The sequence below is a fragment of the Achromobacter sp. HZ01 genome (assembly GCF_003267925.1).
Taxonomy (GTDB): Bacteria; Pseudomonadota; Gammaproteobacteria; order Burkholderiales; family Burkholderiaceae_B; genus Achromobacter; species Achromobacter pulmonis_A.
In genome coordinates, this window is the sequence record NZ_LWKV01000002.1 from 59030 (window position 1) to 85849 (window position 26820).

The following is a 26820-nucleotide window of genomic DNA, read 5'->3' on the forward strand; positions in this document are numbered from 1 at the left end:
CGCATGGATCAACTTCTGGCCGCGGTGGACCTCGGGTCCAACAGTTTCCGCCTCTCAATCGGGCGCATCGTTCAGCAGGACGGTACGCTCCAGATCTATCAGATCGATCGCCTCAAGGAAACCGTCCGGCTCGCGGCCGGCCTGGACGCCGAAAAGCGGCTCGGCGACGACGCCATCGACCGGGCCATCGCCGTGCTGGAGCGCTTCGGCGACCGCCTGCGCAGCTTCCACCCCAACCGCGTGCGCGCCGTCGCCACCAACACCTTCCGCGTAGCGCGCAATACCCGCGACTTCCTGCCCCGGGCCGAGGCCGCGCTGGGCTTTCCCATCGAAGTCATCGCCGGGCGCGAAGAGGCCCGCCTGATCTTCTCCGGGGTGGTCCACACCCTGCCTCCCTCGCCCAACAAGCGCCTGGTCATCGACATCGGCGGCGGCTCCACCGAGGTCATCATCGGCAAGGGGCACGAACCCTCGCTGATGTCCTCGCTCTATATGGGCTGCGTCAGCTACAGCCGGCAGTTCTTTTCGGACGGCGTGGTCGACGCGCACCAGATGAAGCAGGCCGAGCTGGCCGCGCGGCGCGAGATCGAGGTCATCGCCAAGCAGTACCGCAAGATGGGCTGGAAAGAGGCCTACGGGTCCTCGGGCACGGCCAAGGCGCTGTTCGCCATCCTGACCGAAAGCCGTTTTTCCGACCGAGGCATCACGCGCGCGGGGCTGACCAAGCTGAAAGACCGCATCGTGCGCTCGGGTCGGGTGATTCCGTCCGAGTTGCCGGGCATCAAGATCGAGCGCGCCGACGTGCTGCCGGGCGGCCTGGCCATCATGAGCGCGCTGTTCGACGAACTGGGCATCGAAGTCATGCACACCGGCGACGGCGCGCTGCGCCTGGGCGTGCTGTACGACCTGCTGGGCCGCGACGACGAGCACGACAAGCGCGACGAGTCGGTGCGCCAGTTCATGAAGCGCTACCACGTGGACCTGAACCAGGCCCGCCGGGTGCGCCAGGCGGCGCTGACCCTGTTCGACGCGCTGTTCCCCGACGGCCAGGAGCGCGCCGAATTGCGCCCGGCGCTGGGCTGGGCGGCCGACCTGCACGAAGTGGGCCTGTCGATCGCCCACAACGCGTATCACAAGCACACCGCCTACGTGCTGGAAAACGCCGACATGCCGGGCTTTTCGCGCGCCGACCAGCAGTTGCTGGCGCTGTTGGCGCTGGGCCACCAGGGCAAGCTGACCAAGCTGGAGCCGCTGGTGCGCTCGCGGCCGCAATGGAAGGCCATCCTGAGCCTGCGCCTGGCGGTGCTGCTGTTCCGCCGCCGCAACGAGATCGAGCCGCTGCCGCTGACGGCGTCGGTGCGCGACAATTCCATCGTGGTGCGGGTCAACCGCGAATGGCTGGCTCAGCACCCCTTGAGCGACTTCACGCTGCGCGCCGAAGAAGCCGAATGGAACAAGGTGGGGTTTTCGTTCGAGCTGCTGGAATTCTAGGCAGCCCGTGTCCTGCCCGCGGTTGGGCAGGACACTAGAACGGGGACAGGTTGGTTTCGCGCTCCAGCCGCTTCAATTCCATGCGCAGGGGCCGCGTCACCCGCCTCACCAGCCTGATCGTCATTCGGCGGAAAAGGCGGCGGACGCGGTGCATGGCGATCAGCGCTCGGTGGCGAGGGCCGGCTGGTCCAGGCCGAAATGGCGGCGGTAGCGCTCGTCCATGCGGCCCATCTTGAGCAGGACCGGGAAGTCGGCCGCGTTGAAATCCGGGTCCCAGGCGGGTTCGCCGCAGACCTTGGCGCCCAGCTTCAGGTAGCCCTTGATCAGCGGCGGCACGCGCGCCGGCAAGGTGCTGTTGAGCTTTTCGACGGGATAGCGGTGCAGCGGCTTGACGCGCGGCTCGCCGTCTTGCGGCAGGTGCTTGGCGATGGTGCGCCAGACCTCGGCGGCGGTGACGCCGTCATCGCGCAGGCTGACGCTGGCGCAGCCCAGCACGTATTCGTAACCGCCGCGGCGCAGATATTCCGCCAGGCCGGACCACAGCAGCATGATGACGCCGCCGCCGCGGTAGTCGGCATGGGTGCAAGAGCGGCCGACTTCGACCAGTTCATCGCGGATCGGGCCCAGGCCGGAGAGGTCGAACTCGGACTCCGAGTAGTAACCGCCCGCCTCGCGCGCCTTTTCGGGCGTCATGATGCGGTAGGTGCCCACCACCCGGCCCGTATCCAGCTCGCGGACCATGAGGTGTTCGCAATAGGGGTCGAAACGGTCGTGCTCGACGCCGTCCTGGGCGTCGGGGAACACCGCGCCCATGTCCTCGGTGAAGACGTCGTAGCGCAGGCGTTGAATCTGCTCGATTTCTTCAGCGGTGCGCGCCAAGCCCACCACCAGGACCTTGGCGGCGGCACCGGTCCAAGGCTCTGCAGCATTACGGGTCGGGTTGATGCGTGCTAATTCCAGCATTGCGGGAAGCTCCTAGAGAGTCCAGCCAGTGTGGACGCCCTGTATGTCAAAGACTTGACCAATATGTTACGTGACTATGAAGTTTAGTTCGCTGCAGATCCATACACTTTAGGCAGATCTCGACAATTCTTTACAAATATATGCCGTTTGAGTATGGCAAAGGCCACCCGCCATATGCCGGGTGGCCTTGGTTTTCGTCTGAATTGATCCAGATCAGGAAAGCGCTTATCCCAGACTGGCGGCAAGTTTCTCGGCGCAGGAGACGGCCAGCGCCTCGTCCTCGGCCTCGACCATCAGGCGCAGCTTGGGCTCGGTGCCCGAGGCGCGGATGAGGATGCGGCCGCGGCCGTTCAGTTCCGCCTCGACCGCCTTGCGCGCCGCGCTCAGGCCGGCGTGGGTTTTCCAGTCCAGGCCGGGCGCCAGCGGCACGTTGATCATTTTCTGGGGATACATGCGCAGGTCGCTGACCCACTGCGCCAGCCCGACCGAGTTGCGGCGCAGCGCGGTCAGGACCTGGAGCGCGGCGACGATGCCGTCGCCGGTGGAATGGCAGTCCAGGCACAGCAGGTGGCCGGAGCTTTCGCCGCCGTAGAGCCAGCCGCGCGCCTGCATCTGTTCCAGCACGTAGCGGTCGCCCACGTTGGCGCGCTCGAAGCCCACGCCCAGGCGCTGCATTTCGCGCTCGAAGCCGAAGTTGGTCATCAGCGTGCCGACCACGCCGTCGACCTTGCCGCGCTGCATGCGCTCGCGGACGATGGCGTACATGAGCTCGTCGCCGTTATAGATGCGGCCGTCGCCGTCGACCATCTGCAGGCGGTCGGCGTCGCCGTCGAGCGCGATGCCCAGGTGGGCGCCGCGCGCCTTGACTTCCTTGGCCAGCAGTTCGGGATGCAGCGCGCCCACGCCCTTGTTGATGTTGAAGCCGTCGGGGTGCACGCCGATGGCGTGGACCTCGGCGCCCAGCTCGCGGAACACGTGGGGAGCGATGTTGTAGGCGGCGCCGTGGGCGGCGTCGACCACGATGGTCATCCCGTTGAGATCCAGGTCGTTGGGGAAGGTGCTCTTGCAGAATTCGATGTAGCGGCCCTGCGCGTCGCCCATGCGGCGCGCGCGTCCCAGCGCTTCGGAGGCCACACAGCCCAGCGGCTCGTCGAGCGCGGCCTCGATGTCGGCCTCGATGTCGTCGGGCAGCTTCATGCCCTGGGCCGAAAAGAACTTGATGCCGTTGTCGTGGTAGGGGTTGTGCGAGGCGCTGATGACGATACCGGCCACCAGGCGCAGGGCACGGGTCAGGTAGGCCACGGCCGGCGTCGGCACCGGGCCGGCCAGCAGCACGTCGATGCCCGCGGCCGACAGGCCGGCTTCGAGCGCGGATTCCAGCATGTAACCGGAGATCCGGGTGTCCTTGCCGATCACGACCTGCGGGCGGCTGCCGCCGCGCACGGCGTGCTCGCGCGCCAGCACCCGGCCTGCCGCGTAGCCCAGGCGCAGCGCGAATTCCGCGTTGACCACCGGGCCGCCTACCTCGCCGCGCACGCCGTCGGTGCCGAAATATTTGCGTCGAATCATGAAGTGAGTGCTCCTTGTTCTGCCGCGTGCCATACCTTGAGCGCGTCCACGGTGGCGGCCACATCGTGCACCCGCACGATGGAAGCGCCCCGCGCCACGCAGGCCAGCGCCGCAGCGATGCTGCCGGGCAACCTGTCGTCCACCGGCCGGCCAGTGGCCTGGCCGATCATGGATTTGCGCGACAGGCCGATCAGCAATGGATAGCCGATGCTGCGCAGACCGGAGAGCCGGCGCAGCAGTTGAAAGTTCTGGTCGCCGGTCTTGCCGAAGCCGAAGCCGGGATCGAGCACGATGCGGCGGGGGTCGACCCAGGCCGCGCGCAGCTTGTGCGCGCGCGCCCCCAGAAAAATCCCGATTTCGCCGATCAGGTCGGAGTATTCGGGCGGGCTTGCCTGCATGGTGCGGGGTTCGCCCTTCATGTGCATCACGCACAGCCCGCAGCGCGATTGCGCCACCGCCTCGACGGCGCCGGGCTGGCGAAAGCCATAGATGTCGTTGATCATGTCCGCGCCCGCGTCCAGCACCGCGCGCATGACTTCGGGCTTGAACGTGTCGATCGACAGCGGCACGCCGCAGTCGCGCAGCGCCTCGATCACCGGCAGCAGCCGGGCCAGTTCGTCGTCGGCCGAGACCGGATCGGCCCCGGGGCGCGTGGATTCGCCGCCCAGGTCCAGGATCTGGGCGCCTTCTGCGATCAGCTGGCGCGCGTGCGCCACCGCGGAATCGGTATCGTCGTGCTGGCCGCCGTCGGAAAAGGAGTCCGGCGTGACGTTGACGATACCCATGACAAGCGGGCGCTCGAGATCGAACTCGAAGCGCCCGCAAAGGAAGTTATTTGCCATAACTCAGGACGAAAGCCCTCAGACGGCAGCTGCCGTGTTGCCGCCGGCGGCCAGGCCGGTGGGGGGCGTGTCGGAGGTGTCCGACGGCCCCGAGGGGGTCTTCGGGGGACGCGGAGGACGGCCCTCGATGATGTCGTCGATCTGGTCGGCGTCGATGGTTTCCCATTCGAGCAGCGCGGCGGTCATGGCCTCGACCTTGTCACGGTTGTCTTCCAGGATCTTGCGCGCGACGCCGTACTGCTCGTCGATGATGCGGCGGATCTCGGTGTCCACCTTCTGCATGGTGGCTTCGGACATGTGGGTGGTCTTGGTGACGCTGCGGCCCAGGAAGACCTCGCCTTCGTTCTCGGCATAGACCATGGGGCCCAGCTCGTCGGTCATGCCGTAGCGCGTGACGATGTCGCGGGCGATGGCGGTGGCGCGTTCGAAGTCGTTCGAGGCGCCCGTCGTCATCTGGTCCATGAAGAGTTCTTCGGCGATGCGGCCGCCGAACAGCACGGCGATGGTCGAGAGCAGGCGGCCCTTGTCCATGCTGTAGCGGTCGGTCTCGGGCAGCTGCATGGTCACGCCCAGCGCGCGGCCGCGCGGGATGATGGTGACCTTGTGGACCGGGTCGGTCTTGGGCAGCATGCGCGCGACGATGGCGTGGCCGGACTCGTGGTACGCGGTGTTCTTGCGCTCCTCTTCGGGCATGACGATGGAGCGGCGCTCGGCGCCCATGATGATCTTGTCCTTGGCCTTTTCGAAGTCGGACATGTCCACCGTGCGGCCATTGCGGCGAGCGGCGAACAGCGCGGCCTCGTTGACCAGGTTGGCCAGGTCGGCGCCCGAGAAGCCCGGCGTGCCGCGCGCCAGGACGGTGGCGTCGACGTTGGGCGACAGCGGGACCTTGCGCATGTGGACCTTGAGGATCTGCTCGCGGCCGCGGATGTCGGGCAGCGGCACCACGACCTGGCGGTCGAAGCGGCCCGGACGCAGCAGCGCCGGGTCGAGCACGTCCGGACGGTTGGTGGCGGCGATCACGATGACGCCCTGGCCGGATTCGAAGCCGTCCATTTCCACTAGCATCTGGTTCAGGGTCTGTTCGCGTTCGTCGTTGCCGCCGCCCAGGCCGGCGCCGCGCTGGCGGCCCACCGCATCGATTTCGTCGATGAAGATGATGCAGGGCGCGTGCTTCTTGGCGTTCTCGAACATGTCGCGCACGCGGGCCGCGCCCACGCCGACGAACATTTCAACGAAGTCCGAACCCGAGATGCTGAAGAACGGCACCTTGGCTTCGCCGGCGATGGCCTTGGCCAGCAGCGTCTTGCCGGTGCCGGGCGAGCCGACCATCAGCACGCCGCGCGGGATGCGTCCGCCCAGCTTCTGGAACTTGCTGGGGTCGCGCAGAAAGTCGACCAGTTCCTGGACGTCTTCCTTGGCCTCGTCGCAGCCGGCGACGTCCGCGAAGGTGATCTGGTTGGTGTTTTCGTCGAGCATGCGGGCGCGCGATTTGCCGAAGCTGAATGCCCCGCCCCGGCCGCCGCCCTGCATCTGCCGCATGAAGAACACCCATACGCCGATCAGCAGCAGCATGGGGAACCACGAGACGAAGATGCTCATCAGCAGCGATTGCTCTTCGCGCGGCTTGCCGGAGACCTGCACGCCGTACTTCAGCAGATCGGAGACCATCCAGAGGTCGCCGGGCGAAGTCAGGGTGTAGGCGCGGCCCGCGTCGGGCGTGACGTACAGCACGTCGCCCTGGACGTCGACCTTGCGGATGCGTCCCGCCTTGGCGTCGTCCATGAACTGCGTGTAGGTCACGCCATCCTGTGTCTGTGTGCGTCCGTCGAACTGTTTGAAGACGGTGAACAGCACCAGGGCTATCACCATCCAGACAGCGACTTTCGAAAATGAATTATTCAAGGTCGATCTCCTGCATTCGATTCCGACCGGCGACCGCGCACCCGCATATGGCACAGTCACAAGTATGTCAATGGCCCATTCTAACCTGTCAGGCATTTTGCGTCCTGACGTGGCGCGGGACTCTGTTGGTTTCGTCTGATTAGTGGATTTTCTCGGTCGTAGTCTCGGCGGGCGATGGGTTTTCCGGGGTCCGGCCAGGCCGGGTTATTTCAGATCGCGCGCAACCAGAAAGGTTTCAGAGGACTTGTCCCGGGACGCCTTCGGCTTGCGTTCGACCACCCGCTTGAAGCGCTGCTTGTAGGACTGCACGATCTGCGAAAAGCCGCTGCCGTGGAAGGCCTTGACGATCAGCGCCCCGTTGGGCTTGAGATGGGCGCAGGCGAATTCCATCGCCAGTTCGCACACGTGCTGGATACGCGCCGAATCGGCGCTCCCCACGCCTGACAAGTTGGGGGCCATGTCGGAAATAACAAGGTCCACCGCGTGCGGTCCGACCAGGTCTTCCAATTGTTTCAAAACGTCATCCTCGCGGAAGTCGCCCTGGATGAATTCGACCCCCGCCACCGGCTCCATCGGCAACAGGTCCAGCGCGATGATACGCCCGTCGACCACGCCGCCCGGCCCCGCCAGGCGCTCGCGCGCCACCTGCGACCAGCTGCCCGGGGCCGAACCCAGGTCCACGACCAGGTCGCCGCGGCGCATCAGTTTTTCGGTTTCCAGGATCTCGATCAATTTGAAGGCGGCGCGGGCCCGGTAGCCCTTCTGTTGCGCCAGCTTCACATAGGGATCGTTGATGTGCTGGTGAATCCAGTCTTTGGAGAATTTATTCTTGGCCATTACCGTACAATTCCACGCATGCCTATATTAGAACTTACCTCTCGTGAGCGCAGCGACCTTCGGTCCGCCGCTCACCCTCTGCGCCCCGTCGTCCTGATCGGCGACAATGGCCTGACCGAAGCCGTGCTCAAGGAAATCGACCTCGCGCTGACTTCGCACGGCCTCATCAAGGTGCGCGCCGGCGGCGAGGACCGCGAGGCCCGCGACGCCATGCTGTCGACCATCTGCGACACGCTGTCGTGCGCCCCGGTCCACCACCTCGGCAAGACCCTGATCCTGTTCCGCCCGCTGGCCGGCAATATCAAGCCCGCCGCCCTGGCCGCCCAGGAACCCGAACGTCCCGCCAAGCGCCGCGCCTCCGAGCCGCATACGCCCAAGAAGCTGGCCGCCGAAGGCAAGACCCTGGCCAAGCGCCCGCGCCGCAGCGAATCCGAGGAACCCAAGCCCAAGACGCGCTTCGTTCCGGCCGATCAGCTCAACAAGAACGGCAAACCCATGCGTCCCAGCACCAAGAAGGCCTCGGCCAGCGGCCACGGCATTCCGCGCCGCGCCGGCAGCGCGCTCAGCCTGCGGGCCGGAGCCCGTAGCGGCACCAGCCGCCGTACGGCGAAACGCTGAACGCAGGCACAAAAACGGGCGCTTTACGCGCCCGGCCCACCATAGCTGCCCGCATCGAACCGCGGAATCCATGCGTACAGCACGGCGCTGACTATGGTGTTTTGATGGTTTCCTGCTAACTACTGCGGCGTCAGATGTAACGCACGCCCAACACTTCATACTCGCGAACGCCAGCCGGGGCCTTGACCTCGACCACGTCGCCTTCGCTCTTGCCGATCAGCGCGCGGGCCACCGGGCTCGACACGGAGATCAGGTTCGCCTTGATGTCGGCTTCGACGTCGCCGACGATCTGGTACGTCACGCGATCGCCCGAATCCAGGTCCTCGATCTCGACGGTTGCGCCGAATACGGCGCGACCTTCGGCCTCGAGGGCGGTGGGGTCGATCAGATGGGCATTGGAAAGCGTGCCTTCAAGCTCAGCAATCCGGCCCTCGATAAAGCCTTGGCGCTCGCGAGCTGCGTCGTACTCGGCGTTTTCCGACAGATCGCCCTGGGCACGCGCCTCGGCGATAGCGTTAATCACGGCGGGACGTTCCACGGTTTTCAGCCGCTGGAGCTCTTCTTGCAAGCGCTCGGCCCCGCGCACGGTCAAAGGAATGGCAGACATGTCGTTTCCCAAACAAAAGAAGAAAACGCCCCGAAGGAGCGTTCTCGGTGAAGGCCGCAAAACGCGCGCCCGTGCCGTCGGGACTTCTTGACGGCGGCGCGGCAAACGACCAAAACAAAACCCCGGCTCGGGTCGGAACCGGGGCAATCAAGGTCATATTGTGGGCAAAGTCCACCGGAATTGCAAGCCGCGGGAGAAACCGTCGTTTTCGGCGGATTTCGATGCCGTAACCGTCCGAAAACGTGATTTTTTTCCAATGTCCTTGCGCAAACGCAAACCGGCCGCGCATGCCGGCCCAAAACATGGCGGATGCGGCGGCCGACGGGAAAAACGACTGGAAAAAGACAGCTGAATCGGTTTAAAAATACAAATTGTCGAATTATTAACAAATCCATACATATGGGTCCGGATCGGTTCTTTTTCTGTGCGCCCGCCTCGGCCGGCCGCAGCCATCCCTGTCACTTCCGATGTAGGTAGCGGCGGGCGCCATGCGCGGCCCGCCCGCCCCGCCGTCGCGGACGGCCCGGCCCGCTGCCGGGCGCCGCGCAATGCACTGAGGAAGGAGAAACACCCATGCTTGAAAATTTGACGGTCCGCACCGGAATGCTGCTGGTGCTGGGCAGCTTCGTGATCGTCCTGACCCTGGCCAATGGCCTGGGCTGGACCAACGCCCAGCGCAGCGTCGCCGAGATCCGGGACTTGAACCACGTCGCGGTCGACCAGGTCGACCCGTTGTATCAGGCCGAAGCCGCCCTGCTGCGCACGCGGCTGGCGCTGAGCAGCGCCATGACAGCCCAACGGGTGGGCGCCGAGGACCAGGCCGGGCAGGCCGAGCAGCAGGCCATGGAGCACCTGGCGCTGGCGCGCGAGCGCTTCGCCCGCTATATCGACGTGCCCAGGAGCGGGCGCGACCAAGCCCTGGCGCAGGCGGTGCAGGGCCGCTTCTCGGAGTACGGCGCGGCGCTCGACGCGCTGAGGGCGGACGTGCGCGAACGCCTGCCCGCCAAGTACCAGGAAGACAAGGCATGGGCGCAGCGGGCCGACACCGGCTTCACCCAGGACATGCAGGCGTTCCTGGCATGGACCGCCGAACGCAGCGACGGCGTGCTGGCCAGTTCCCAGCGCACCTACTCCACCGCGCAGATATCGGCCACCGCGCTGGTCGCCATCGGGGTGCTGCTGACGGTGCTGTGCTGGCTCTTCATCCGCTTTTCGGTGCTGCGGCCGCTGCGGCAGGCCGGCGGCTATTTCGACCGCATCGCGGCCGGCGACCTGACGACGCGCGTGCACAGCCGTTCCGACAACGAGATCGGCTGCCTCTACGCCGCGCTCAGGCGCATGCAGGAAGGCCTGACCCGCACGGTGACCGCGGTGCGCAAGGGGGTCGAGGAAATCAACGCGCGCGCCGCCGAGATCGCGGCCGGCAATGCCCACCTGTCGGTGCGCACCGAGCAGCAGGCGTCGGCGCTGCAGGAAACCGCCACCACCATGGAAGAGCTGGCGGCGACCGTCAAGCAGAACGCGCAGAGCGCCGCCCAGGCCAACCAGCTGGTGATGGACAGCATGGACGTGGCCGAACGCGGCGGCCAGAGCGTGGACCGAGTGGTATCCACCATGCAGGACATCTCGGCCAGCTCGCGCAAGATCTCCGACATCGTCTCGGTGATAGACGGCATCGCGTTCCAGACCAACATCCTGGCGCTGAACGCGGCGGTGGAGGCGGCCCGCGCCGGCGAGCAGGGCAAGGGTTTCGCGGTGGTCGCCGGCGAGGTCCGCACGCTGGCCCAGCGCGCCGCGCTGGCGGCCAAGGAGATCAAGGCCCTGATCGAGGCCTCGGTGGCCACGGTGAGCGCCGGCTCGGCCCAGGTCGAGGCCGCCGGACGGACCATGCAGGAAATCGTGGGTTCGGTGCAACGGGTGGCCTGCCTCATGGGCGAGATCTCCGCCGCCTCGGCCCAGCAGGCCAGCGGCATCGACCAGGTCGGCCTGGCGATCGCGCAGATGGACGAGGTCACCCACCAGAACGCGGCGCTGGTGCAGGAAGCCTCCGCCGCCGCCGCGGCGATGGAGGACCAGGCGCGGCGCCTGGCCGAGGCCACCGCGGTGTTCAAGACATTGTCGGGCCAGGCGATCGACGTGACGCCGACCGCCCGGCTGGTGCCCGTCTAGGTCTTCCGGCGGCGCAGCAGCGCGTACAGGATGATGGCGCCGAAGGTGGCGGTGCCGATGCCGCCGAGGGTGAAGGTGCCCAGCTTGACGGTGAAGTCGCCCGCCCCCAGCACCAGCGTGACCGCGGCCACGATGAGGTTGCGGTTGTCGCTGAAGTCCACCTGGTTGACCACCCAGATGCGGGCGCCGGCGATGGCGATCAGGCCGAACACCACCACCGACATGCCGCCCAGCACCGGCGCGGGGATGGTCTGGATCAGCGCGCCGAACTTGGGCGAGAAGCCCAGCACGATGGCGATCAGGGCGGCCACCACGAAGACCAGGGTGGAATAGATGCGGGTCACGGCCATGACGCCGATGTTCTCGGCGTAGGTGGTGACGCCGGTGCCGCCCACCGCGCCCGACACCATGGTGGCGACCCCGTCGCCCACGAAGGCGCGGCCCAGGTAGCGGTCCAGGTCCTGTCCGGTCATGGCGCTGACCGCCTTCACGTGGCCGAGGTTTTCCGCCACCAGGATGATGGCGACCGGCACGATCAGGCCCATGGCCTCGGCCTTGAACACGGGCGCGGCGAACTGCGGCAGGCCGAACCAGGCGGCCGCGGACACCGCCGAAAAGTCTATCGGCTTGCCCAGGCCCAGGCCGTTGGCGAAGACGCCGTACACCACGCAGGCCAGGATCATGCCCACCAGGATGAGCAGGCGCTGCACCATGCCCTTGGTATAGACCGCGATGCCGCCGACGCAGAGGACGGTGACCAGCGCCATCGCGGTGTCGAAGCCCGAGGCCCCCATCGCGCCCTTGGCGGCGATGGGCGCCAGGTTCAGGCCGATCACGGCGACCACCGCGCCCGTGACCACCGGCGGCATCAGCGTGTCGATCCAGTTCGCGCCCGCGCCCGCGCGCGAGTTGGCGATCCAGACCAGCAGGCCGATCAGCGTATAGGCCAGGCCGCAGGCGATGATGGCGCCCAGCGCCACGCCGATATTGGCGTTGGGGCCGGCCCCGGCGTAGCCGGTGACCGCGATCACGCCGCCGATGAAGGCGAAGCTGGAACCCAGGTAGCTCGGCACCCGGCCGCCGACGAACAGGAAGAAGATCAGCGTTCCGATGCCCGACATCAGGATGGCGACGTTGGGGTCGAAGCCCATCAGCAGCGGCGCCAGCACGGTGGACCCGAACATGGCGACGACGTGCTGGGCGCCCATGGCCACGTTCTTGGGCCAGGACAGCCTTTCGTCGGGCGCGATGATGACGCCGGGCTCGGCGTCGTCGGCCAGGCGCCAGCGCGGAAAGTAGGAATTGGACATGGATGCCCCGGGAAAGTGGTTCGAAGGGAGGATGGAGACTGCGAGCGGGCGCCAGTGTAAATGGGGCCGCGAACCACCCGCAACGTTTAAGTTCCGCGCGGCGATGCCGTATTGGTGGAAACCCCCAAATCCCGACTGGCGACAGGAGCAATCATGGCGATCGATTCCATCCAAGGCACCTCCCGGCTCAAGAGCCTGACCGACCTGTGGGCCGAGCGCATCCAGGCCAGCCGGGCCCGCCAGGACGCGCCGGCCGCGGTGTCGGCGCAGGACGGCAAGATCCGCGTCAGCCAGCCGGGCGCGATGGCGGTGGGCGGCGCGCAGGCCTCCGAGGAAACCGACAACGAGGACGAATACACCCGCCAGATCAAGGAATTGCAGAAACAGCTGCAGCGCGTCATGGAGCAGATCGCCCGGGTCAAGGCCAGCGCCATGTCGGCCGAAATGAAGGCAAGCCAGGTGCAGGCGCTCAACGCGCAGGCGCTGCAGATCCAGGCGCAGATCTCGCAGGTGATGACGCAGCAGGCCCGCGCGATGCAGGGCGGCGTGTCGGCCACCGCATAATCCGCAAGCGGGCGCGGCCGCCCGCGCTGATGGGCCGCATCAAAATTTCTGATTGGACTCGCCGCAGGGCTGACATTACTGTCTCCGGACAAATCTAAAACCACGGAGACAAACCATGCACGCAATGCGCACAGCCCTCGCAGGGGCGCTGCTGGCCGCCTGTGCCGCGCCGGCCCTGGCCGGCACGGTGACGGTGATCACTTCGTTCCCCAAGGACCTGACCCAGGCCTACAAGGCGGCGTTCGAGAAGGCCAACCCCGGCATCACGCTGGAAATCCTGAACAAGAACACGGTATCGGGCATCGCCTACGTGCGCGAAACGCCCGCGGGCCAGCGCCCCGAAGTGTTCTGGGCCAGCGCGCCCGACGCGTTCGAAGTGCTGGGGCGCGACAAGCTGCTGGCCAAGTCGTCCGACGTGGCGAACAAGGATGTGCCGGACAAGATCGGCAGCTACCCCATCAACGATCCCGCCGGCATGTACCTGGGCCAGGCGCTGGCCGGCTACGGCATCATCTACAACACGCGCTACATCGCCGCGCACAAGCTGCCCGCGCCGGTCGAATGGAAGGACCTGCTCGCGCCGCAATGGTTCGGCCACGTCGGCATCACCTCGCCGTCGCGCTCGGGCACCATGCACCTGACGGTCGAGACCATTCTGCAGGGCGAAGGCTGGGACGAAGGCTGGCGCACGCTGCTGCGCATGTCGGGCAACAGCAGCGCCATCACCGAGCGCTCGTTCGGCGTGCCCGACGGCGTGAACAACGGGCAGTTCGGCGCCGGCCCGGTGATCGACTTCTTCGGACTGTCCAGCAAGTACTCCAAGTTCCCGGTCGACTTCGTCTACCCGTCGGAGACCGCCATCGTGCCGGCCAACATCGCCTTGATCGAGGGCGCCAAGAACACCGAGGAAGGCAAGAAGTTCATCGCCTTCACGCTCAGCCAGGCGGGCCAGGAGCTGCTGCTGCAGCCCAAGATCTCGCGCCTGCCGGTGCTGCCCTACTCCGCGCTGGCCGGCAAGATCCCGCCCGGCTATCCCGATCCGGCCGAAATCGCCAAGCGCAGCAAGGTGCAGTTCAACGCCGACCTGTCGCAGACGCGCTACTACGTGGTGCAGTCGCTGTACGACCAGACCGTCACCTTCCGCCTGAAGGAACTGCAGGCGGCCACCAAGGCCATTTACGACGCGGAGGCCAAGCTGGGCGACAAGGCCAGGAGCGGCAAGGCCGCCGAGCTGCTGGAGCAGGCCCGCAAGCTGACCTGGGCGCCGCTGGTCGACGGCAAGAAGGCATCGGACCCGGCCTTCCTGGCCATCTTCGCCGGCAACAAGAAAGACGCCGCCGTCAACCAGCAGATCACGCAGCTCGAAGGCGAGTGGAACGGGCAGGCCCGCGCCAACTACGAAGAAGCCGTGAAGCTGGCCCGGCAGGCCGCCGCGCTGTAGCGGCGTAGCGGTATCCGCGGCCGGCGGCGGGCGGCAGCGCCCGGCCCGCCAGCCGATTTCCGGCGCCCCGTCCGCGCGGACGGGGCATTAGCAACGATTGCGGGATTCTCGATGGATTATTCGGGCCATTCGCGCCTGCACGCCGGCCCTGTGCTGACGGCGCTCCTGGTGTTCGGCTTTTTGCTGCTGTTTTTGGCCATTCCGGTCGGCACGGTGTTCTACAGCGCCTTCGTGAACGCCGACGGCAGCTTCACGATGGGCCATTTCGGCGCCTTCTTCAATCAGCCCCTGATGCAGGAGGCGTTCTTCAACAGCCTGTACGTGGCGGGCTGGTCGGCCCTGCTGGCCTCGCTCATCGCGGTGCCGCTGGCCTACCTGACGGTGCGCTTCGAATTCCGCGGCGCGCTGCTGATCCAGACGCTGGGCGTGCTGCCGCTGATCATGCCCCCCTTCGTCGGCGCGGTCGCCATGCAGCTGATCTTCGGCCGCTCGGGCAGCGTCAACCTGCTGCTGCAGGACTGGTTCGGCTTCACGCTGCCCTTCATGGAAGGGCTGAACGGCGTGATCTTCGTGGAGGCGCTGCACTACTTCCCGTTCATCCTGATGAACCTGGTGGTGGCGCTGCGCAACATCGACGGCGCGATGGAAGAAGCCGCGCTCAACCTGGGATCGCGCGGCTTCCGGCTGTTCCGGCGCGTGATCTTCCCGCTGGCGCTGCCCGGCTACGTGGCCGGCGCCTCGCTGGTGTTCGTGAAAGTCTTCGACGACCTGGGCACGCCGCTGGTGCTGGGCACCACCAACATGCTGGCGCCGCAGGCCTATCTGCGCATCACCCAGGTGGGCCTGGAAGATCCGCTGGGCTACGTCATCAGCGTCATCATGGTCGGCTTCTCGATCCTGGCGCTGTGGCTGTCGGCGCGGGTGCTCAAGGGCAAGGACTACTCCACCCTGCAAAAGGGCGGCAACTCGCTACACAAGCGCAAGCTGCGCCCCGCGGAAAGCGTGCTGGCCTATGGCTGGATACTGCTGGTGCTGCTGCTGGTGCTGTCGCCGCACATGGGCGTGCTGCTGCTGTCGCTGGCCAGCGTCTGGAGCTTCGCGCCGCTGCCCGACGGATATACGCTGGCGCACTATTCGGCGGTGTTCTCCGAATCCCAGGGCATGATCGCCAACACCCTGCTCTATTGCGGCCTGGCCGCCGGCGTGGACGTGATCCTGGGCACCGCCATCGCCTACCTGATGCTGCGCACCCGGCTGCCGGCGCGCCAGTGGCTGGACTTCCTGGCCTCGGCGGCGCTGGCGATTCCCGGCATCGTGCTGGCCATCGGCTTTCTGCGCACCTTCCGCGGCATCGAGCTGCCGGGCACCGGCACCTTGCTGACCTCGTCGTGGATCATCATCATGATCGCGTACTCGGTGCGCCGGCTGCCCTACGCGCTGCGTTCCTGCGTGGCCTCGCTGCAGCAGATCAACATCTCGCTGGAAGAAGCCGCGCAGTCGCTGGGCGCCACGCGCATGAGCACGATACGCCGCGTGGTGGTGCCGCTGATGGCCGGCGGCATGCTGGCGGGCTTCGTCACCAGCTTCGTGACGGCGGCCGTCGAACTGTCGGCCACCATCATGCTGGTGACCAAAGACAGCCAGGCGCCCATGAGCTACGGTATCTATCTTTACATGCAGAGCGCCGCGGGCCGCGGCCCGGGCGCCGCGCTCGGCGTCCTGGCCGTCGCCGCGGTCGCCATCGGCACCTATATCTCGCACCTGCTGGTCGAGCGCGCGCAGACGCGCCAGCGGCCGGCGCGCCACGAAGGGGAAACGGAATGAAGAAGGTCAGCGTCGAATGCCGCAATATCCGGCTGTCCTATGGCAAGACCGAAGTGCTCAAGGACGTCAACATCAGCATCGAGCCGGGCGAGTTCTTCGCCCTGCTGGGCCCGTCGGGCTCGGGCAAGTCCACGCTGCTGCGCCTGATCGCCGGCTTCAACCGCCATAACGCGGGGCAGCTGCTGGTCGACGGCAAGGACATCAGCGCCACGCCGCCGTGGAACCGCAACATCGGCATGGTGTTCCAGAACTACGCGCTGTGGCCGCACATGACGGTGTGGGACAACGTGGCCTTCGGCCTGGTCGAGCGCAAGCTGCCGCGCGCCGAGATCCAGGCCAAGGTGGAGGCGGCCCTGGACCTGGTGGGCCTGTCGCAGTACGCCAAGCGCCGCCCCAACCAGCTCTCCGGCGGGCAGCAGCAGCGCGTGGCGCTGGCCCGCACCATCGTCATCGAACCGCAGGTGCTGCTGCTGGACGAGCCGCTGTCCAACCTGGACAAGAAGCTGCGGGTGCAGATGCGCCAGGACCTGCTCAGCCTGCAGCGGCGGCTGGGCATCACCACCATCTTCGTCACCCACGACCAGGAAGAGGCCATGACCACCGCCGACCGCATGGCGGTGCTGGACCACGGCGTGGTGCAGCAGATCGGCGCGCCCAGCACGCTGTTCGACTATCCGGTGAACCGCTTCGTGGCCAACTTCGTCGGCACCATGAACGTGCTCGAAGGCCAGGTGCGCGAGCGCACCAGCGCCAGCGTGGTGCTGGCCGTCGAAGGCGTGGGCGACCTGCACCTGCCGCTGTCCGGCGAAGCGCCGGCGGCCTCGCGGCTGGCGGCCAGCTTCCGGCCACACACGGTGCAGATCGAAATGGCCGACGGCCTGGGCGACGCGCGCTACGTGTGGCTGCCCGGCATCGTGGAAAGCAGCGAATTCCTGGGCGAATTCACCCGCTACCAGGTGCAGATCGGCGAGCAGCGCCTGACCGCCGACCAGTCCCACCTGGCCGGACTGTCGCCCTTCCCGGTCGGCGCGCCCGTATCGATAGGGCTGGAACCCACCCAGGTACGCTTGCTGGCGGCGTGAGTCCGCCGCCATGGAAATCTATCAGATACGCGCTTTCGTCACGGTCGCGCGGCTGGGCAACCTGACCAAGGCGGCCGAGGCGCTGTCGCTGACCCAGCCCGCCGTCACCGCCCAGATCAAGGCGCTGGAACAAAGCCTGGGCGTGGCGCTGTTCGACCGCAGCGGCGGCCGGCTGGCGCTGGCCAAGGCCGGCGAAGTGCTGCTGCCCACGGCGGAATCGCTGCTGGTGCTGGGCGCCCAGTTCAAGTCCGAGGCCCAGCAGCTGCAAGGCAGCCTGCACGGCGCGATCGAACTGGGCGTGCCCAGCGAACGGCCCGACTTCCTGCGCCTGGGCGAACTGGCCTCGGCGGTCACCCAGCGCCTGCCGCTGGTCGAGCTCAAGACCCAGACCCTGCCCGCCGCCGCCCTGGCCGAGCAGGTCAGCACCGGCCGCCTGCCAGCCGCGCTGACCATCGCCGCCAACCCGCCGCGCGGCGTGCTGTGGCAGCCGCTGCGCAGCGTGCGCTACCGCATCGCCCTGCCCCAGGAACACGCCGCCGCCCTCAAGCGCGGCGGCTGGAAGGAAGTGGCGCAGCTGCCCTGGCTGGACGGCCCGGCCGGCAGCCACACCCACCTGCTGCTGCGCGACATGTTCGAACGCCACGGCCTGTCGCCGCGCGTCGTGATGCAGCACGACGACCAGGCCAACCTCGACACCCTGGTGCGCGCCGGCGCCGGCTGCGCGCTGCTGCGCGAGGAGAACGCCCTGGCCGGCGCGGCCTCCAGCGACTTCATCGTCTGGGGCCAGGCGCGGGTCGACGCGGTCCTGGCTTTCATCCTGCCGCACGAGCGCGCTAGCGAGCCCGCGCTGGTCGCGTTAAGCTCGATTATTCAAACCATCTGGAAACCGCGCACGCAGATCGCGCCGCCCCAGGTCCAGGCCTCATCCCCCGATCAATACCGTAATGACTGAAATCTGGTTCATCCGCCACGGCGAAACCGACTGGAACCGCCAGCGCCGCCTGCAAGGCTGGCAAGACATCCCCCTCAACGAATTCGGCCGCAACCAGGCCAGCCTGCTCGCCGCCCGCATGCGCGAGGAGGCCCGCCGCACCCCGATCCACGCCATCTACAGCAGCGACCTGCAGCGCGCCCACGCCACGGCGGTGCCCGTATCCGAACAGCTGGGCCTGCGCGTGCGCATCGAGCCCGGCATCCGCGAACGCGGCTTCGGCGTGCTCGAAGGCCTGGACCACGACCGCATCGACGTGCAGGCCCCCGAAGCGGCCGCCGCCTGGAAAAGCCGCGACCCGCTACGCCCGCTGGATGGCGGCGAAACCCTGGGCCAGTTCCAGTCCCGCGTCATCTCCACCGTCGACGACATCGCCAGCCGCCACGACGACGAACGCATCCTCATGTTCACCCACGGCGGCGTGCTCGACATCATCTGGCGCCACGCCAGCGGCGTGCCCCTGAACGCCCCGCGCGACGCCGCGCTGCTGAACGTCAGCATCAACCGCGTCGGCGTCGCCGGCCGCAAATGGCAGGTCCTGGACTGGGGCGACGTCGGTCACGTGACCGACGAGGTGGGCGACGACGTAGTGCCCTGAGGCGCCGTCAACGTGGCTGACGCGGCTTGCGCGGCGCATTGCGCGCCAGCCGGTCATATAGCGCATTGGGCAGCAGCCGCATCAGCTTGGCCACCACCCCCATCTGCCACGGAATCACGGTATAGGACGTGCCCCGGTCGATCGCCGCCCGCGCCCGCCGCGCAAACGCATCGGCCTCCATCAGAAACGGCATGGAATAGGGATTGTGCGCGGTCATGGCCGTCTTGATATAGCCGGGCGCGATCGTCACCACCCGGATGCCGTCGCCGGCCAGTTCCAGCCGCAGGCTCTCGCAGTAGGTCACCACCGCCGACTTCGACGCGCTATAGGCGCCGGCGCCCGGCAGTCCGCGCACGCCCGCCACGCTGGCGATACCCACCAGCCGGCCCGATCCGGCCTGGCGCATCGGCCCGATGAAGGGCTCGAACGTCGCCACCGTGGCCAGCAGATTGGTGTCCACGATGGCCTTGAACACGTCGTAATCCTCGCCGTGCTCGGTCAGCGTGCCCGCGCTGATGCCCGCGCTGGCGATCACCACGTCCACCCGCCCCTGGCAGAACGCGATGAAATCCTGCGCCGCCGCGTGCAGCGCCTGGCGGTCGCGCACGTCCACCGCGTAACAGCGGTGCGCGCCCGGCAGGCTGGCGGCCAGCTCCTGCAACGCCGCTTCGCGCCGCCCGAGCAGCCCGAGCGTGGCGCCCGAGGCGGCATACTGTTGCGCCAGGGCGCGGCCCAGGCCGCTGCTTGCGCCCGTAATGAATACTGTGGTCATGGATAGGTTCGCCGCAGGATGGAAAAGCGGGGGCTGCCCGCCCCCGCATCCTACAGGAAGATCAGCGCCAGAATCGCCGCCACCAGCGCCCACTTGGACAGGTAGTACAGCGGCTTGCTGCGCTTTTTCAGCGCCTTGCCGAAGCGGCGCACCGCGTACACCGCGCCGAAGATCCGGTTGATCCCGCCGGTGGCGTCGCCCGCCTGGTTCGGCGCCGCGGCCGCGCGCAGCAGAAAGCCGCCCACCTTGCGGTTGATCGCCTGCGCCCAGCGGTAGCGCATCGGGCGCTCCACGTCGGCGAACAGGATGATGCGGTTCTGCTGGGTCTTGTTCTCGGCGTAGTGGATGAACGTCTCGTCGAACACCACGGCTTCGCCGTCGCGCCAGTAATACGGCTGGCCGTCGACGTTGATGTAGCAGTCGGGATCGTTCGGCGTGATCAGGCCCATGTGAAAGCGCAGCGAACCCGCGTAGGGATCGCGGTGGCGCGGCAACCGGCTGCCCGGCGGCAGCGACGCGAACATGGCGGCCTTGATGGAGGGGATGCCGGCCAGCAGTTGCGTGGTGACCGGGCACAGGGCCGAAGCCGAGGGATGGTCGGCGTCATACCACTTCAGGTAGAAACGCTTCCAGCCGCTTTTGAAGAAGGAATTGAAGCCGGCGTCGTTGTACTTGTCCGAGGCCTTGATATGGCCTTCGCCGAACAGTTCCAGCGCCTCGGCCCGGATGTCGTCGCAACGGTCCAGCAGGACCTTGAGTTCCGGAAACCGGTCCAGATCGATGTAGGGCTGGTTAGGTACGCTGGAGAACGCGTACATGAAACAGTTCAGCGGCGCGGTGAAGGTGGAGTGATCCAGCGCCTGCCGCGAGAACCTGTGTCTGACTCGGCCACGGTAATGCACTACCGTAGCGCAAACGATGAACACCGCCAGAATGAACCACTTCATCCTTCCTCCTACCGCTTCCGGACGCGGTTGCACGCGTCCGGAAGATCTTGCGTACTCGCTTACTTACCCGACAACGATGCGTGCAGCTCCTGCAACGGATAGACCTGCAGGCCCAGGCCCTGGCGCAGGTACTGCATGCCCTCGACCGCGGCGCGGGCGCCGGCGATCGTCGTGAAGAACGTAACACGCGCGGCCAGCGCCTGGGTACGGATGGTGCGCGAGTCGGCGATGGCGTTGCGGCGCTCTTCGACGGTGTTGATGACCAGCGAGATCTCGCCGTTCTTCACCATGTCGACGATGTGCGGACGGCCCTCGGTGACCTTGTTGACCACCTGCACCGGAATGCCGGCGGCCTCGATCTCGGTGGCGGTGCCGCGCGTGGCGACCAGCTTGAAGCCCAGCACGTGCAGGCCGCGCGCCACTTCCACGGCGGCCGGCTTGTCCTGGTTCTTCACGCTGATGAACACCGTGCCGGATTCCGGCAGGCGCACGCCCGCGGCCAGCTGCGACTTCACGAAGGCTTCGCCGAAGCTCGTGCCCACGCCCATCACTTCGCCGGTCGACTTCATTTCCGGGCCCAGGATGGTGTCCACGCCCGGGAACTTCACGAACGGGAACACGGCTTCCTTGACCGAGAAGTAAGGCGGCACGACTTCACGGGTGATGCCTTGCGCGGCCAGGGTCTGGCCGGCCATGGCGCGCGCGGCGATCTTGGCCAGCTGCAGGCCGGTGGCCTTGGACACGTAGGGCACCGTGCGCGAGGCGCGCGGGTTCACTTCCAGCACGTAGACGTCGCCGCCCTGGATCGCGAACTGCACGTTCATCAGGCCGCTGACGTTCAGCGCCTTGGCCATCATGCTGGTCTGGCGCTTGATCTCGGCGATCACGTCGGCCGACAGCGAGTACGGCGGCAGGCTGCAGGCGGAGTCGCCCGAGTGCACGCCGGCCTGTTCGATGTGCTCCATGACGCCGCCGATGAAAACGGTTTCGCCGTCGGCCAGGCAGTCCACGTCCACTTCGGTGGCGTTGTTCAGGAAGCGGTCCAGCAGCACCGGCGAGTCATTGCTGACCTTCACGGCCTCGCGCATGTAGCGTTCGAGGTCCTGCTGCTCGTGCACGATTTCCATGGCGCGCCCGCCCAGCACGTAGCTGGGACGCACGACCAGCGGATAGCCGATGTCGGCGGCGTGCGCCAGGGCCTCGGCTTCGGTGCGCGCGGTGCGGTTGGGCGGCTGGCGCAGGCCGAGCTTGTTCAGCAGCTTCTGGAAGCGCTCGCGGTCCTCGGCGATGTCGATGGATTCCGGGCTGGTGCCGATGATGGGCACGCCGTTGGCTTCCAGCGCGCGCGCCAGCTTCAGCGGGGTCTGGCCGCCGTACTGCACGATCATGCCGACCGGGTTTTCCTTGTGGACGATCTCCAGCACATCCTCGAGCGTCAGCGGCTCGAAGTACAGGCGGTCGGAGGTGTCGTAGTCGGTGGACACGGTTTCCGGGTTGCAGTTGACCATGATGGTCTCGTACCCGTCGTCGCGCAGCGCCAGCGCGGCGTGCACGCAGCAGTAGTCGAACTCGATGCCCTGGCCGATGCGGTTCGGACCGCCGCCCAGCACCACGATCTTCTTGCGGTCGGTGGGCGCGGCTTCGCACTCTTCCTCGTACGTGGAGTACATGTAGGCGGTGCGGGTGGCGAACTCGGCGGCGCAGGTGTCGACGCGCTTGTAGACCGGGCGCACGTTCAGCTGGTGGCGCAGCTTGCGCACTTCGGATTCCACCGTGTCGAGCAGGAAGGCCAGGCGGCGGTCGGAGAAGCCGCGGCGCTTCAGTTCCCACAGCGTGGCGTAGTCCAGGTCGGACAGCGTCTTCTGTTCGAGCGCCAGCTCGATGTCGACGATTTCCTTGATCTGCGACAGGAACCACGGGTCGATGTGCGTGATGTTGTGCACTTCGTCCAGCGTGAAGCCCTGCGCGAAGGCGTCGCCCACGTACCAGATGCGTTCCGGACCGGGTTCGCCCAGCTCGACCTGCAGCTTTTCGCGGTCGGTGGTCTTCTGGTTCAGGCCGTCGACGCCCACTTCCAGGCCGCGCAGCGCCTTCTGGAACGATTCCTGGAAGGTGCGGCCGATGGCCATGACTTCGCCCACGGACTTCATCTGGGTGGTCAGGCGCGCGTCGGCGGTGGGGAATTTCTCGAACGCGAAACGCGGCACCTTGGTGACGACGTAGTCGATCGAGGGTTCGAACGAGGCCGGGGTGGCGCCGCCGGTGATTTCGTTCTTGAGCTCGTCCAGCGTGTAGCCCACGGCCAGGCGCGCGGCGACCTTGGCGATGGGGAAGCCCGTGGCCTTGGAGGCCAGCGCCGACGAACGCGACACGCGCGGGTTCATCTCGATGACGATCATGCGGCCGTTCTTGGGATTGACGGCGAACTGCACGTTCGAGCCGCCCGTATCCACGCCGATCTCGCGCAACACCGCGATCGATGCGTTACGCATGATCTGGTATTCCTTGTCGGTCAGCGTCTGGGCCGGGGCCACCGTGATCGAGTCGCCGGTGTGCACGCCCATGGGGTCCAGGTTCTCGATGGAGCAGACGATGATGCAGTTGTCCGCCTTGTCGCGGACCACTTCCATCTCGAATTCCTTCCAGCCCAGCAGCGACTCTTCGATCAGCAGCTCGCTGGTGGGCGAGGCTTCCAGGCCGCGGCGGCAGATGGTTTCGAATTCTTCGGCGTTGTAGGCGATGCCGCCGCCCGAGCCGCCCATCGTGAAGCTGGGGCGGATCACGGCCGGGAAGCCCGAGGTGCCGACTTCGGCCGCGATGCGGCGCTGCACTTCCCAGGCTTCTTCCATGCTGTGGGCCACGCCCGACTTGGCCGATTCCAGGCCGATGTCGGTCATGGCCTGCTTGAACTTCTGGCGGTCCTCGGCCTTCTCGATGGCGTGCTCGTTGGCGCCGATGAGTTCCACGTTGTGCTTGGCCAGCACGCCGTGGTGGGCCAGGTCCAGCGCGCAGTTCAGCGCGGTCTGGCCGCCCATGGTGGGCAGGAGCGCATCGGGCTTTTCACGCTCGATGATCTTCTCGACGGCCTGCCAGGTGATGGGCTCGATGTAGGTGACGTCGGCCGTTTCCGGGTCCGTCATGATCGTGGCCGGATTGCTGTTGACCAGGATGGTGCGGTAGCCCTCGGCCTTGAGCGCCTTGCACGCCTGCGCGCCGGAATAGTCGAATTCGCAGGCCTGCCCGATGATGATGGGGCCGGCGCCGATGATGAGTATGCTTTTTAGGTCTGTACGCTTGGGCATGATGCAATCTTTACTTTTGGCCGGACATCAGGCTGATGAACTTGTCGAACAGTTCGATGATGTCGTGCGGGCCGGGGCTGGCTTCGGGGTGGCCCTGGAAGCAGAAGGCCGGACGGTCGGTGAGCTCGAAGCCCTGCAGCGTGCCGTCGAACAGCGAGACGTGCGTGGCTCGCGCGTTGGCCGGCAGGCTGGCGGCGTCGACCGCGAAGCCGTGGTTCTGGCTGGTGATGAACACGCGCTTGGAGGCCAGGTCCTGCACCGGATGGTTGGCGCCGTGGTGGCCGGTCTTCATCTTGAGCGTCTTGCCGCCCAGCGCCAGGCCCATGATCTGGTGGCCCAGGCAGATGCCGAACACCGGCAGCTTCTTGTCCAGGAAGGCGCGGGTGGCTTCGATGGCGTAGTCGCAGGGCTCGGGGTCGCCGGGGCCGTTGGACAGGAACACGCCGTCCGGATCGAGCTTGAAGACTTCCTCGGCGCTGGTCTGGGCCGGCACCAGCGTGATGCGGCAGCCGCGGTCGGCCAGCAGGCGCAGGATGTTGCTCTTGATGCCGAAGTCGTAGGCCACGACGTGGAACCTGGACTGGTCGGGCTTGGAGAAGCCCGCGCCCAGGCGCCAGGTGCCTTCGGTCCAGTCGGTGCTGTTCTTGATGGAGACGACGCGGGCCAGGTCCTGGCCGGTCATGCCGGCGAAGCCGCGGGCCAGTTCGACGGCGCGCTCGGCGTCGGTGCCGACGAAGATGCAGGCGCCCTGGGCGCCCTTGTCGCGCAGGATGCGGGTGAGCTTGCGGGTATCCACGCCGGAAATGGCGACGATGCCCTGCTCGGAGAGGTACTCAGGCAACGATTGCGTGGAACGGAAGTTCGACACGCGGGCGGGACAGTCGCGGACCACCAGGCCGGCGGCATAGACGCGGTTCGCTTCCACGTCCTCGGCGTTGACGCCGGTATTGCCGATGTGCGGATAGGTCAGCGTGACGATCTGGCCGCTGTAGCTGGGATCGGTGAGAATTTCCTGGTACCCGGTCATCGCGGTGTTGAACACCACTTCGGCAACGGTATGCCCAGGCGCACCGATCGACACGCCTCGAAAAATGGTACCGTCCGCCAGAGCCAGAATTGCAGGAGGGAAGCGGTTGATCCCCTCGGGAAAAAGTTGCGGCAGCACAGTAAACCCCGGTTTTAGAATCGATAATCAAACCTTCGAATTATACCTTGCGCGGCCGTTTTTCCTGGAGAACCGCGCCAAATAAGGCCGGGATAGGGATTTTGGGCCAGGCCATGGGACATACGGCCGGTTTTGCCCGCCCCGGCTCGGTGATACGCTTAGGACACCTTCAACCCTACCCAGCTGCGAGCCGTACCGCCCATGTCCAGTCAACTTGACGCCTTGCGCAACCACACCACCGTCGTCGCCGACACGGGGGACTTCGAAGCCATGAAGGCGCTGCGTCCCACCGACGCGACCACTAATCCGTCCCTTATTCTGAAGGCCGTCCAGCAGGACGCCTACCGCCCCCTGCTGGAGAAAACCGCGCGCGACCACCGCGGCGCCTCCACGGCCGAGCTCATGGACCGCCTGCTGGTGGCCTTCGGCCGCGCCATCCTGGACATCGTGCCGGGCCGCGTCTCGACCGAGGTCGACGCCCGCCTGTCCTTCGACACCCGTGCCACCATCGAACGCGCCCGCAGCCTGATCGCCCTGTACGAGGCCGCCGGCGTGCCGCGCGAGCGCGTGCTGATCAAGATCGCCTCGACCTGGGAAGGCATCCAGGCCGCCCGCGCGCTGCAATCCGAAGGGGTGCGCTGCAACCTGACGCTGCTGTTCTCGCTGCCCCAGGCCGTGGCCTGCGCCGACGCGCACGTGCAGCTCATTTCGCCCTTCGTCGGCCGCATCTACGACTGGCACAAGAAAGCCGCCGGCGCGGCCTGGGTGGAGGCGGACCATGCGGGCGGCAACGATCCCGGCGTGCAGTCGGTGACGCGCATCTACCACTACTACAAGCATTTCGGCATCGCCACCGAGATCATGGGCGCGAGCTTTCGCAACGTGGGCCAGATCCTGGCCCTGTCGGGCTGCGACCTGCTGACGATCAGCCCCGACCTGCTGACCAAGCTGGCCTCCACCGAGGGCGACGCCCCGCCCCAGCTGCGCGCCAGCGACGCCGCCGCCGGCATCGCCCGCATCGGCGCCGACGAGGTCACGTTCCGCACCCTGCTCAACGAGGACGCGATGGCCAGCGAAAAACTGTCCGAAGGCATCCGTTCGTTCGTGGCCGACGCGGTCAAGCTGGATGCGCTGATCGAGGGACAGCGGGGGTGATTGGCGGGTGATGGGTTTCGCGCGTTCGGCCGTCGTTTTCCTGGGACGATGGCGGCGCGCTACACCCATCCTACGGGTCGAGAGATCGCCGAACGCGCGCGCCCCATCGGACCGCCCCTACCGATGATCGTGCGAATGCACCTGCAGCGCTTCCAGGAAGCGCGACACCATGTTGTAGGCCGCCACCGTCGCGGTCAGTTCGACCATAAGCTTGTCGGTTCCCATCGCGGCGCGGGCAGCCTGGAATACCGGCTCGGGCACTTGCACGTTGCGCGTCATGGCGTCGGTATAGGCCAGCACCGCGCGTTCGCGCTCGCTGAACAGATCCGAGCCTTCCCAGGCGGGCAGCGCGTCCAGCTGGGCCTGCGACACGCCCTCTTTCAGGGCGATCGGGGCGTGCTGGTCGGCTTCGTAGGGCGCGCCGTTGATCGCCGCCACGCGCATGATCACCAGTTCGCGCAGATCGCCCGGCAAGGTGCTGAGCTGGCGGACGGAGGTCAGGTAATTGAGCCAGCCGCCGGCCACGGCGGGGCTGTGCAGCAGCATCTGGTACAGGTGCAGCACGCTGCCCCGTTCGGCGACGATGCGGTCGACCAGCGGCCGGGCTTCGGGATGGGTCAGGTCGGCATAAGGCAGGCGGGCCATGGCAACTCCGTATGGATGGGGAC

Annotated in this window: 22 protein-coding genes; 10 read left to right on the forward strand and 12 right to left on the reverse strand. The window is 66.9% G+C overall.

Annotation, left to right across the window (positions count from 1 at the left end):
* The first annotated feature begins 3 nt into the window (after positions 1 to 3).
* Positions 4 to 1491 carry an exopolyphosphatase gene (gene ppx, locus A6B37_RS09315; protein WP_102773561.1) on the forward strand — a complete coding sequence of 496 codons (1488 nt, stop codon included), beginning with the start codon at positions 4 to 6 and terminating at the stop codon, positions 1489 to 1491.
* Between the two features lie 159 nt (positions 1492 to 1650).
* On the opposite strand, the gene A6B37_RS09320 is transcribed toward ppx, so the two are convergent.
* The 5 genes from A6B37_RS09320 to A6B37_RS09340 form a co-directional block, all read right to left on the reverse strand.
* Positions 1651 to 2454, reverse strand: coding sequence for a GNAT family N-acyltransferase (locus A6B37_RS09320; RefSeq protein ID WP_102773562.1), 804 nt, complete (start codon positions 2452 to 2454; stop codon positions 1651 to 1653).
* Positions 2455 to 2679: 225 nt separating this feature from the next.
* Entirely contained in the window at positions 2680 to 4023 is a 1344-nt protein-coding gene (gene glmM, locus A6B37_RS09325; protein ID WP_102773563.1) for a phosphoglucosamine mutase, read from the reverse strand.
* Positions 4020 to 4865, reverse strand: a complete 846-nt coding sequence (gene folP / locus A6B37_RS09330) for a dihydropteroate synthase (protein ID WP_102773564.1) — start codon at positions 4863 to 4865, stop codon at positions 4020 to 4022. The genes glmM and folP overlap by 4 nt, the downstream gene beginning before the upstream one ends.
* 18 nt (positions 4866 to 4883) lie before the next feature.
* Positions 4884 to 6770, reverse strand: a complete 1887-nt coding sequence (gene ftsH, locus A6B37_RS09335) for an ATP-dependent zinc metalloprotease FtsH (RefSeq protein WP_102773565.1) — start codon at positions 6768 to 6770, stop codon at positions 4884 to 4886.
* Positions 6771 to 6974: 204 nt separating this feature from the next.
* The gene (locus A6B37_RS09340) at positions 6975 to 7607 is read right to left on the reverse strand and encodes an RlmE family RNA methyltransferase (protein WP_102773566.1); all 633 of its coding nucleotides are present in this window, start codon (positions 7605 to 7607) and stop codon (positions 6975 to 6977) included.
* Positions 7608 to 7625: 18 nt separating this feature from the next.
* Between A6B37_RS09340 and A6B37_RS09345 the strand changes: the two genes are divergently transcribed.
* Positions 7626 to 8225: a YhbY family RNA-binding protein gene (locus A6B37_RS09345; RefSeq protein WP_102773567.1), complete on the forward strand. Its 600-nt coding sequence runs from the start codon at positions 7626 to 7628 to the stop codon at positions 8223 to 8225.
* A 130-nt stretch (positions 8226 to 8355) separates the two neighbouring features.
* On the opposite strand, the gene greA is transcribed toward A6B37_RS09345, so the two are convergent.
* On the reverse strand, positions 8356 to 8832 hold the full coding sequence (greA, locus tag A6B37_RS09350; RefSeq protein ID WP_102773568.1) for a transcription elongation factor GreA: 477 nt from the start codon (positions 8830 to 8832) through the stop codon (positions 8356 to 8358).
* Positions 8833 to 9405: 573 nt separating this feature from the next.
* Between greA and A6B37_RS09355 the strand changes: the two genes are divergently transcribed.
* Positions 9406 to 11001 carry a methyl-accepting chemotaxis protein gene (locus A6B37_RS09355; protein ID WP_111825601.1) on the forward strand — a complete coding sequence of 532 codons (1596 nt, stop codon included), beginning with the start codon at positions 9406 to 9408 and terminating at the stop codon, positions 10999 to 11001.
* Here A6B37_RS09355 and A6B37_RS09360 read toward each other — a convergent pair.
* On the reverse strand, positions 10998 to 12311 hold the full coding sequence (locus A6B37_RS09360) for a solute carrier family 23 protein (RefSeq protein ID WP_111825602.1): 1314 nt from the start codon (positions 12309 to 12311) through the stop codon (positions 10998 to 11000). The two genes, A6B37_RS09355 and A6B37_RS09360, sit on opposite strands and share 4 nt — an antisense overlap.
* A gap of 153 nt (positions 12312 to 12464) precedes the next feature.
* On the opposite strand from A6B37_RS09360, the gene A6B37_RS09365 reads away from it, so the two are divergent.
* From A6B37_RS09365 to A6B37_RS09390, 6 genes are all read left to right on the forward strand, one after another.
* Positions 12465 to 12875, forward strand: a complete 411-nt coding sequence (locus A6B37_RS09365) for a FlxA-like family protein (protein WP_102773571.1) — start codon at positions 12465 to 12467, stop codon at positions 12873 to 12875.
* A 115-nt stretch (positions 12876 to 12990) separates the two neighbouring features.
* Positions 12991 to 14316 (forward strand): extracellular solute-binding protein, encoded by a 1326-nt coding sequence (locus tag A6B37_RS09370; protein ID WP_102773572.1) that lies wholly within the window; start codon positions 12991 to 12993, stop codon positions 14314 to 14316.
* A gap of 111 nt (positions 14317 to 14427) precedes the next feature.
* On the forward strand, positions 14428 to 16140 hold the full coding sequence (locus tag A6B37_RS09375; protein WP_111825603.1) for an iron ABC transporter permease: 1713 nt from the start codon (positions 14428 to 14430) through the stop codon (positions 16138 to 16140).
* Positions 16137 to 17222: an ABC transporter ATP-binding protein gene (locus A6B37_RS09380; protein ID WP_102773574.1), complete on the forward strand. Its 1086-nt coding sequence runs from the start codon at positions 16137 to 16139 to the stop codon at positions 17220 to 17222. Before A6B37_RS09375 ends, A6B37_RS09380 begins: the two co-directional genes overlap by 4 nt.
* A gap of 10 nt (positions 17223 to 17232) precedes the next feature.
* Complete coding sequence (locus A6B37_RS09385; protein WP_102773575.1) at positions 17233 to 18174, forward strand: LysR family transcriptional regulator; 942 nt, start codon at positions 17233 to 17235, stop codon at positions 18172 to 18174.
* Positions 18167 to 18811, forward strand: a complete 645-nt coding sequence (locus tag A6B37_RS09390) for a histidine phosphatase family protein (RefSeq protein ID WP_111825604.1) — start codon at positions 18167 to 18169, stop codon at positions 18809 to 18811. Before A6B37_RS09385 ends, A6B37_RS09390 begins: the two co-directional genes overlap by 8 nt.
* 7 nt (positions 18812 to 18818) lie before the next feature.
* Here the strand turns inward: A6B37_RS09390 and A6B37_RS09395 are convergent, their stop codons facing one another.
* Genes A6B37_RS09395 through carA form a run of 4 tightly spaced genes read right to left on the reverse strand, consistent with a single transcriptional unit; the run spans position 18819 to position 24940 of the window.
* Complete coding sequence (locus tag A6B37_RS09395; RefSeq protein ID WP_111825605.1) at positions 18819 to 19583, reverse strand: SDR family oxidoreductase; 765 nt, start codon at positions 19581 to 19583, stop codon at positions 18819 to 18821.
* Between the two features lie 50 nt (positions 19584 to 19633).
* On the reverse strand, positions 19634 to 20530 hold the full coding sequence (gene lpxO, locus A6B37_RS09400; RefSeq protein WP_102773578.1) for a lipid A hydroxylase LpxO: 897 nt from the start codon (positions 20528 to 20530) through the stop codon (positions 19634 to 19636).
* Between the two features lie 59 nt (positions 20531 to 20589).
* Positions 20590 to 23832 carry a carbamoyl-phosphate synthase large subunit gene (carB, locus tag A6B37_RS09405; RefSeq protein WP_102773579.1) on the reverse strand — a complete coding sequence of 1081 codons (3243 nt, stop codon included), beginning with the start codon at positions 23830 to 23832 and terminating at the stop codon, positions 20590 to 20592.
* 10 nt (positions 23833 to 23842) lie between these two features.
* Positions 23843 to 24940, reverse strand: a complete 1098-nt coding sequence (gene carA / locus A6B37_RS09410) for a glutamine-hydrolyzing carbamoyl-phosphate synthase small subunit (protein WP_102774133.1) — start codon at positions 24938 to 24940, stop codon at positions 23843 to 23845.
* Between the two features lie 258 nt (positions 24941 to 25198).
* On the opposite strand from carA, the gene tal reads away from it, so the two are divergent.
* On the forward strand, positions 25199 to 26152 hold the full coding sequence (tal, locus tag A6B37_RS09415; RefSeq protein ID WP_102773580.1) for a transaldolase: 954 nt from the start codon (positions 25199 to 25201) through the stop codon (positions 26150 to 26152).
* Between the two features lie 117 nt (positions 26153 to 26269).
* On the opposite strand, the gene A6B37_RS09420 is transcribed toward tal, so the two are convergent.
* Positions 26270 to 26797 carry a carboxymuconolactone decarboxylase family protein gene (locus A6B37_RS09420; RefSeq protein WP_111825606.1) on the reverse strand — a complete coding sequence of 176 codons (528 nt, stop codon included), beginning with the start codon at positions 26795 to 26797 and terminating at the stop codon, positions 26270 to 26272.
* Between the last annotated feature and the right edge of the window lie 23 nt (positions 26798 to 26820).

What these genes read in the sequence shown, in the direction of transcription:
- ppx (WP_102773561.1), top strand. Translation starts at nt 4, where the DNA reads ATGGATCAACTTCTGGCCGCGGTGGACCTCGGGTCCAACAGTTTCCGC.
- A6B37_RS09320 (WP_102773562.1), bottom strand. Translation starts at nt 2,454, where the DNA reads ATGCTGGAATTAGCACGCATCAACCCGACCCGTAATGCTGCAGAGCCT.
- glmM (WP_102773563.1), bottom strand. Translation starts at nt 4,023, where the DNA reads ATGATTCGACGCAAATATTTCGGCACCGACGGCGTGCGCGGCGAGGTA.
- folP (WP_102773564.1), bottom strand. Translation starts at nt 4,865, where the DNA reads ATGGCAAATAACTTCCTTTGCGGGCGCTTCGAGTTCGATCTCGAGCGC.
- A6B37_RS09340 (WP_102773566.1), bottom strand. Translation starts at nt 7,607, where the DNA reads ATGGCCAAGAATAAATTCTCCAAAGACTGGATTCACCAGCACATCAAC.
- A6B37_RS09345 (WP_102773567.1), top strand. Translation starts at nt 7,626, where the DNA reads ATGCCTATATTAGAACTTACCTCTCGTGAGCGCAGCGACCTTCGGTCC.
- greA (WP_102773568.1), bottom strand. Translation starts at nt 8,832, where the DNA reads ATGTCTGCCATTCCTTTGACCGTGCGCGGGGCCGAGCGCTTGCAAGAA.
- A6B37_RS09355 (WP_111825601.1), top strand. Translation starts at nt 9,406, where the DNA reads ATGCTTGAAAATTTGACGGTCCGCACCGGAATGCTGCTGGTGCTGGGC.
- A6B37_RS09360 (WP_111825602.1), bottom strand. Translation starts at nt 12,311, where the DNA reads ATGTCCAATTCCTACTTTCCGCGCTGGCGCCTGGCCGACGACGCCGAG.
- A6B37_RS09365 (WP_102773571.1), top strand. Translation starts at nt 12,465, where the DNA reads ATGGCGATCGATTCCATCCAAGGCACCTCCCGGCTCAAGAGCCTGACC.
- A6B37_RS09370 (WP_102773572.1), top strand. Translation starts at nt 12,991, where the DNA reads ATGCACGCAATGCGCACAGCCCTCGCAGGGGCGCTGCTGGCCGCCTGT.
- A6B37_RS09375 (WP_111825603.1), top strand. Translation starts at nt 14,428, where the DNA reads ATGGATTATTCGGGCCATTCGCGCCTGCACGCCGGCCCTGTGCTGACG.
- A6B37_RS09380 (WP_102773574.1), top strand. Translation starts at nt 16,137, where the DNA reads ATGAAGAAGGTCAGCGTCGAATGCCGCAATATCCGGCTGTCCTATGGC.
- A6B37_RS09385 (WP_102773575.1), top strand. Translation starts at nt 17,233, where the DNA reads ATGGAAATCTATCAGATACGCGCTTTCGTCACGGTCGCGCGGCTGGGC.
- A6B37_RS09390 (WP_111825604.1), top strand. Translation starts at nt 18,167, where the DNA reads ATGACTGAAATCTGGTTCATCCGCCACGGCGAAACCGACTGGAACCGC.
- A6B37_RS09395 (WP_111825605.1), bottom strand. Translation starts at nt 19,583, where the DNA reads ATGACCACAGTATTCATTACGGGCGCAAGCAGCGGCCTGGGCCGCGCC.
- lpxO (WP_102773578.1), bottom strand. Translation starts at nt 20,530, where the DNA reads ATGAAGTGGTTCATTCTGGCGGTGTTCATCGTTTGCGCTACGGTAGTG.
- carB (WP_102773579.1), bottom strand. Translation starts at nt 23,832, where the DNA reads ATGCCCAAGCGTACAGACCTAAAAAGCATACTCATCATCGGCGCCGGC.
- tal (WP_102773580.1), top strand. Translation starts at nt 25,199, where the DNA reads ATGTCCAGTCAACTTGACGCCTTGCGCAACCACACCACCGTCGTCGCC.
- A6B37_RS09420 (WP_111825606.1), bottom strand. Translation starts at nt 26,797, where the DNA reads ATGGCCCGCCTGCCTTATGCCGACCTGACCCATCCCGAAGCCCGGCCG.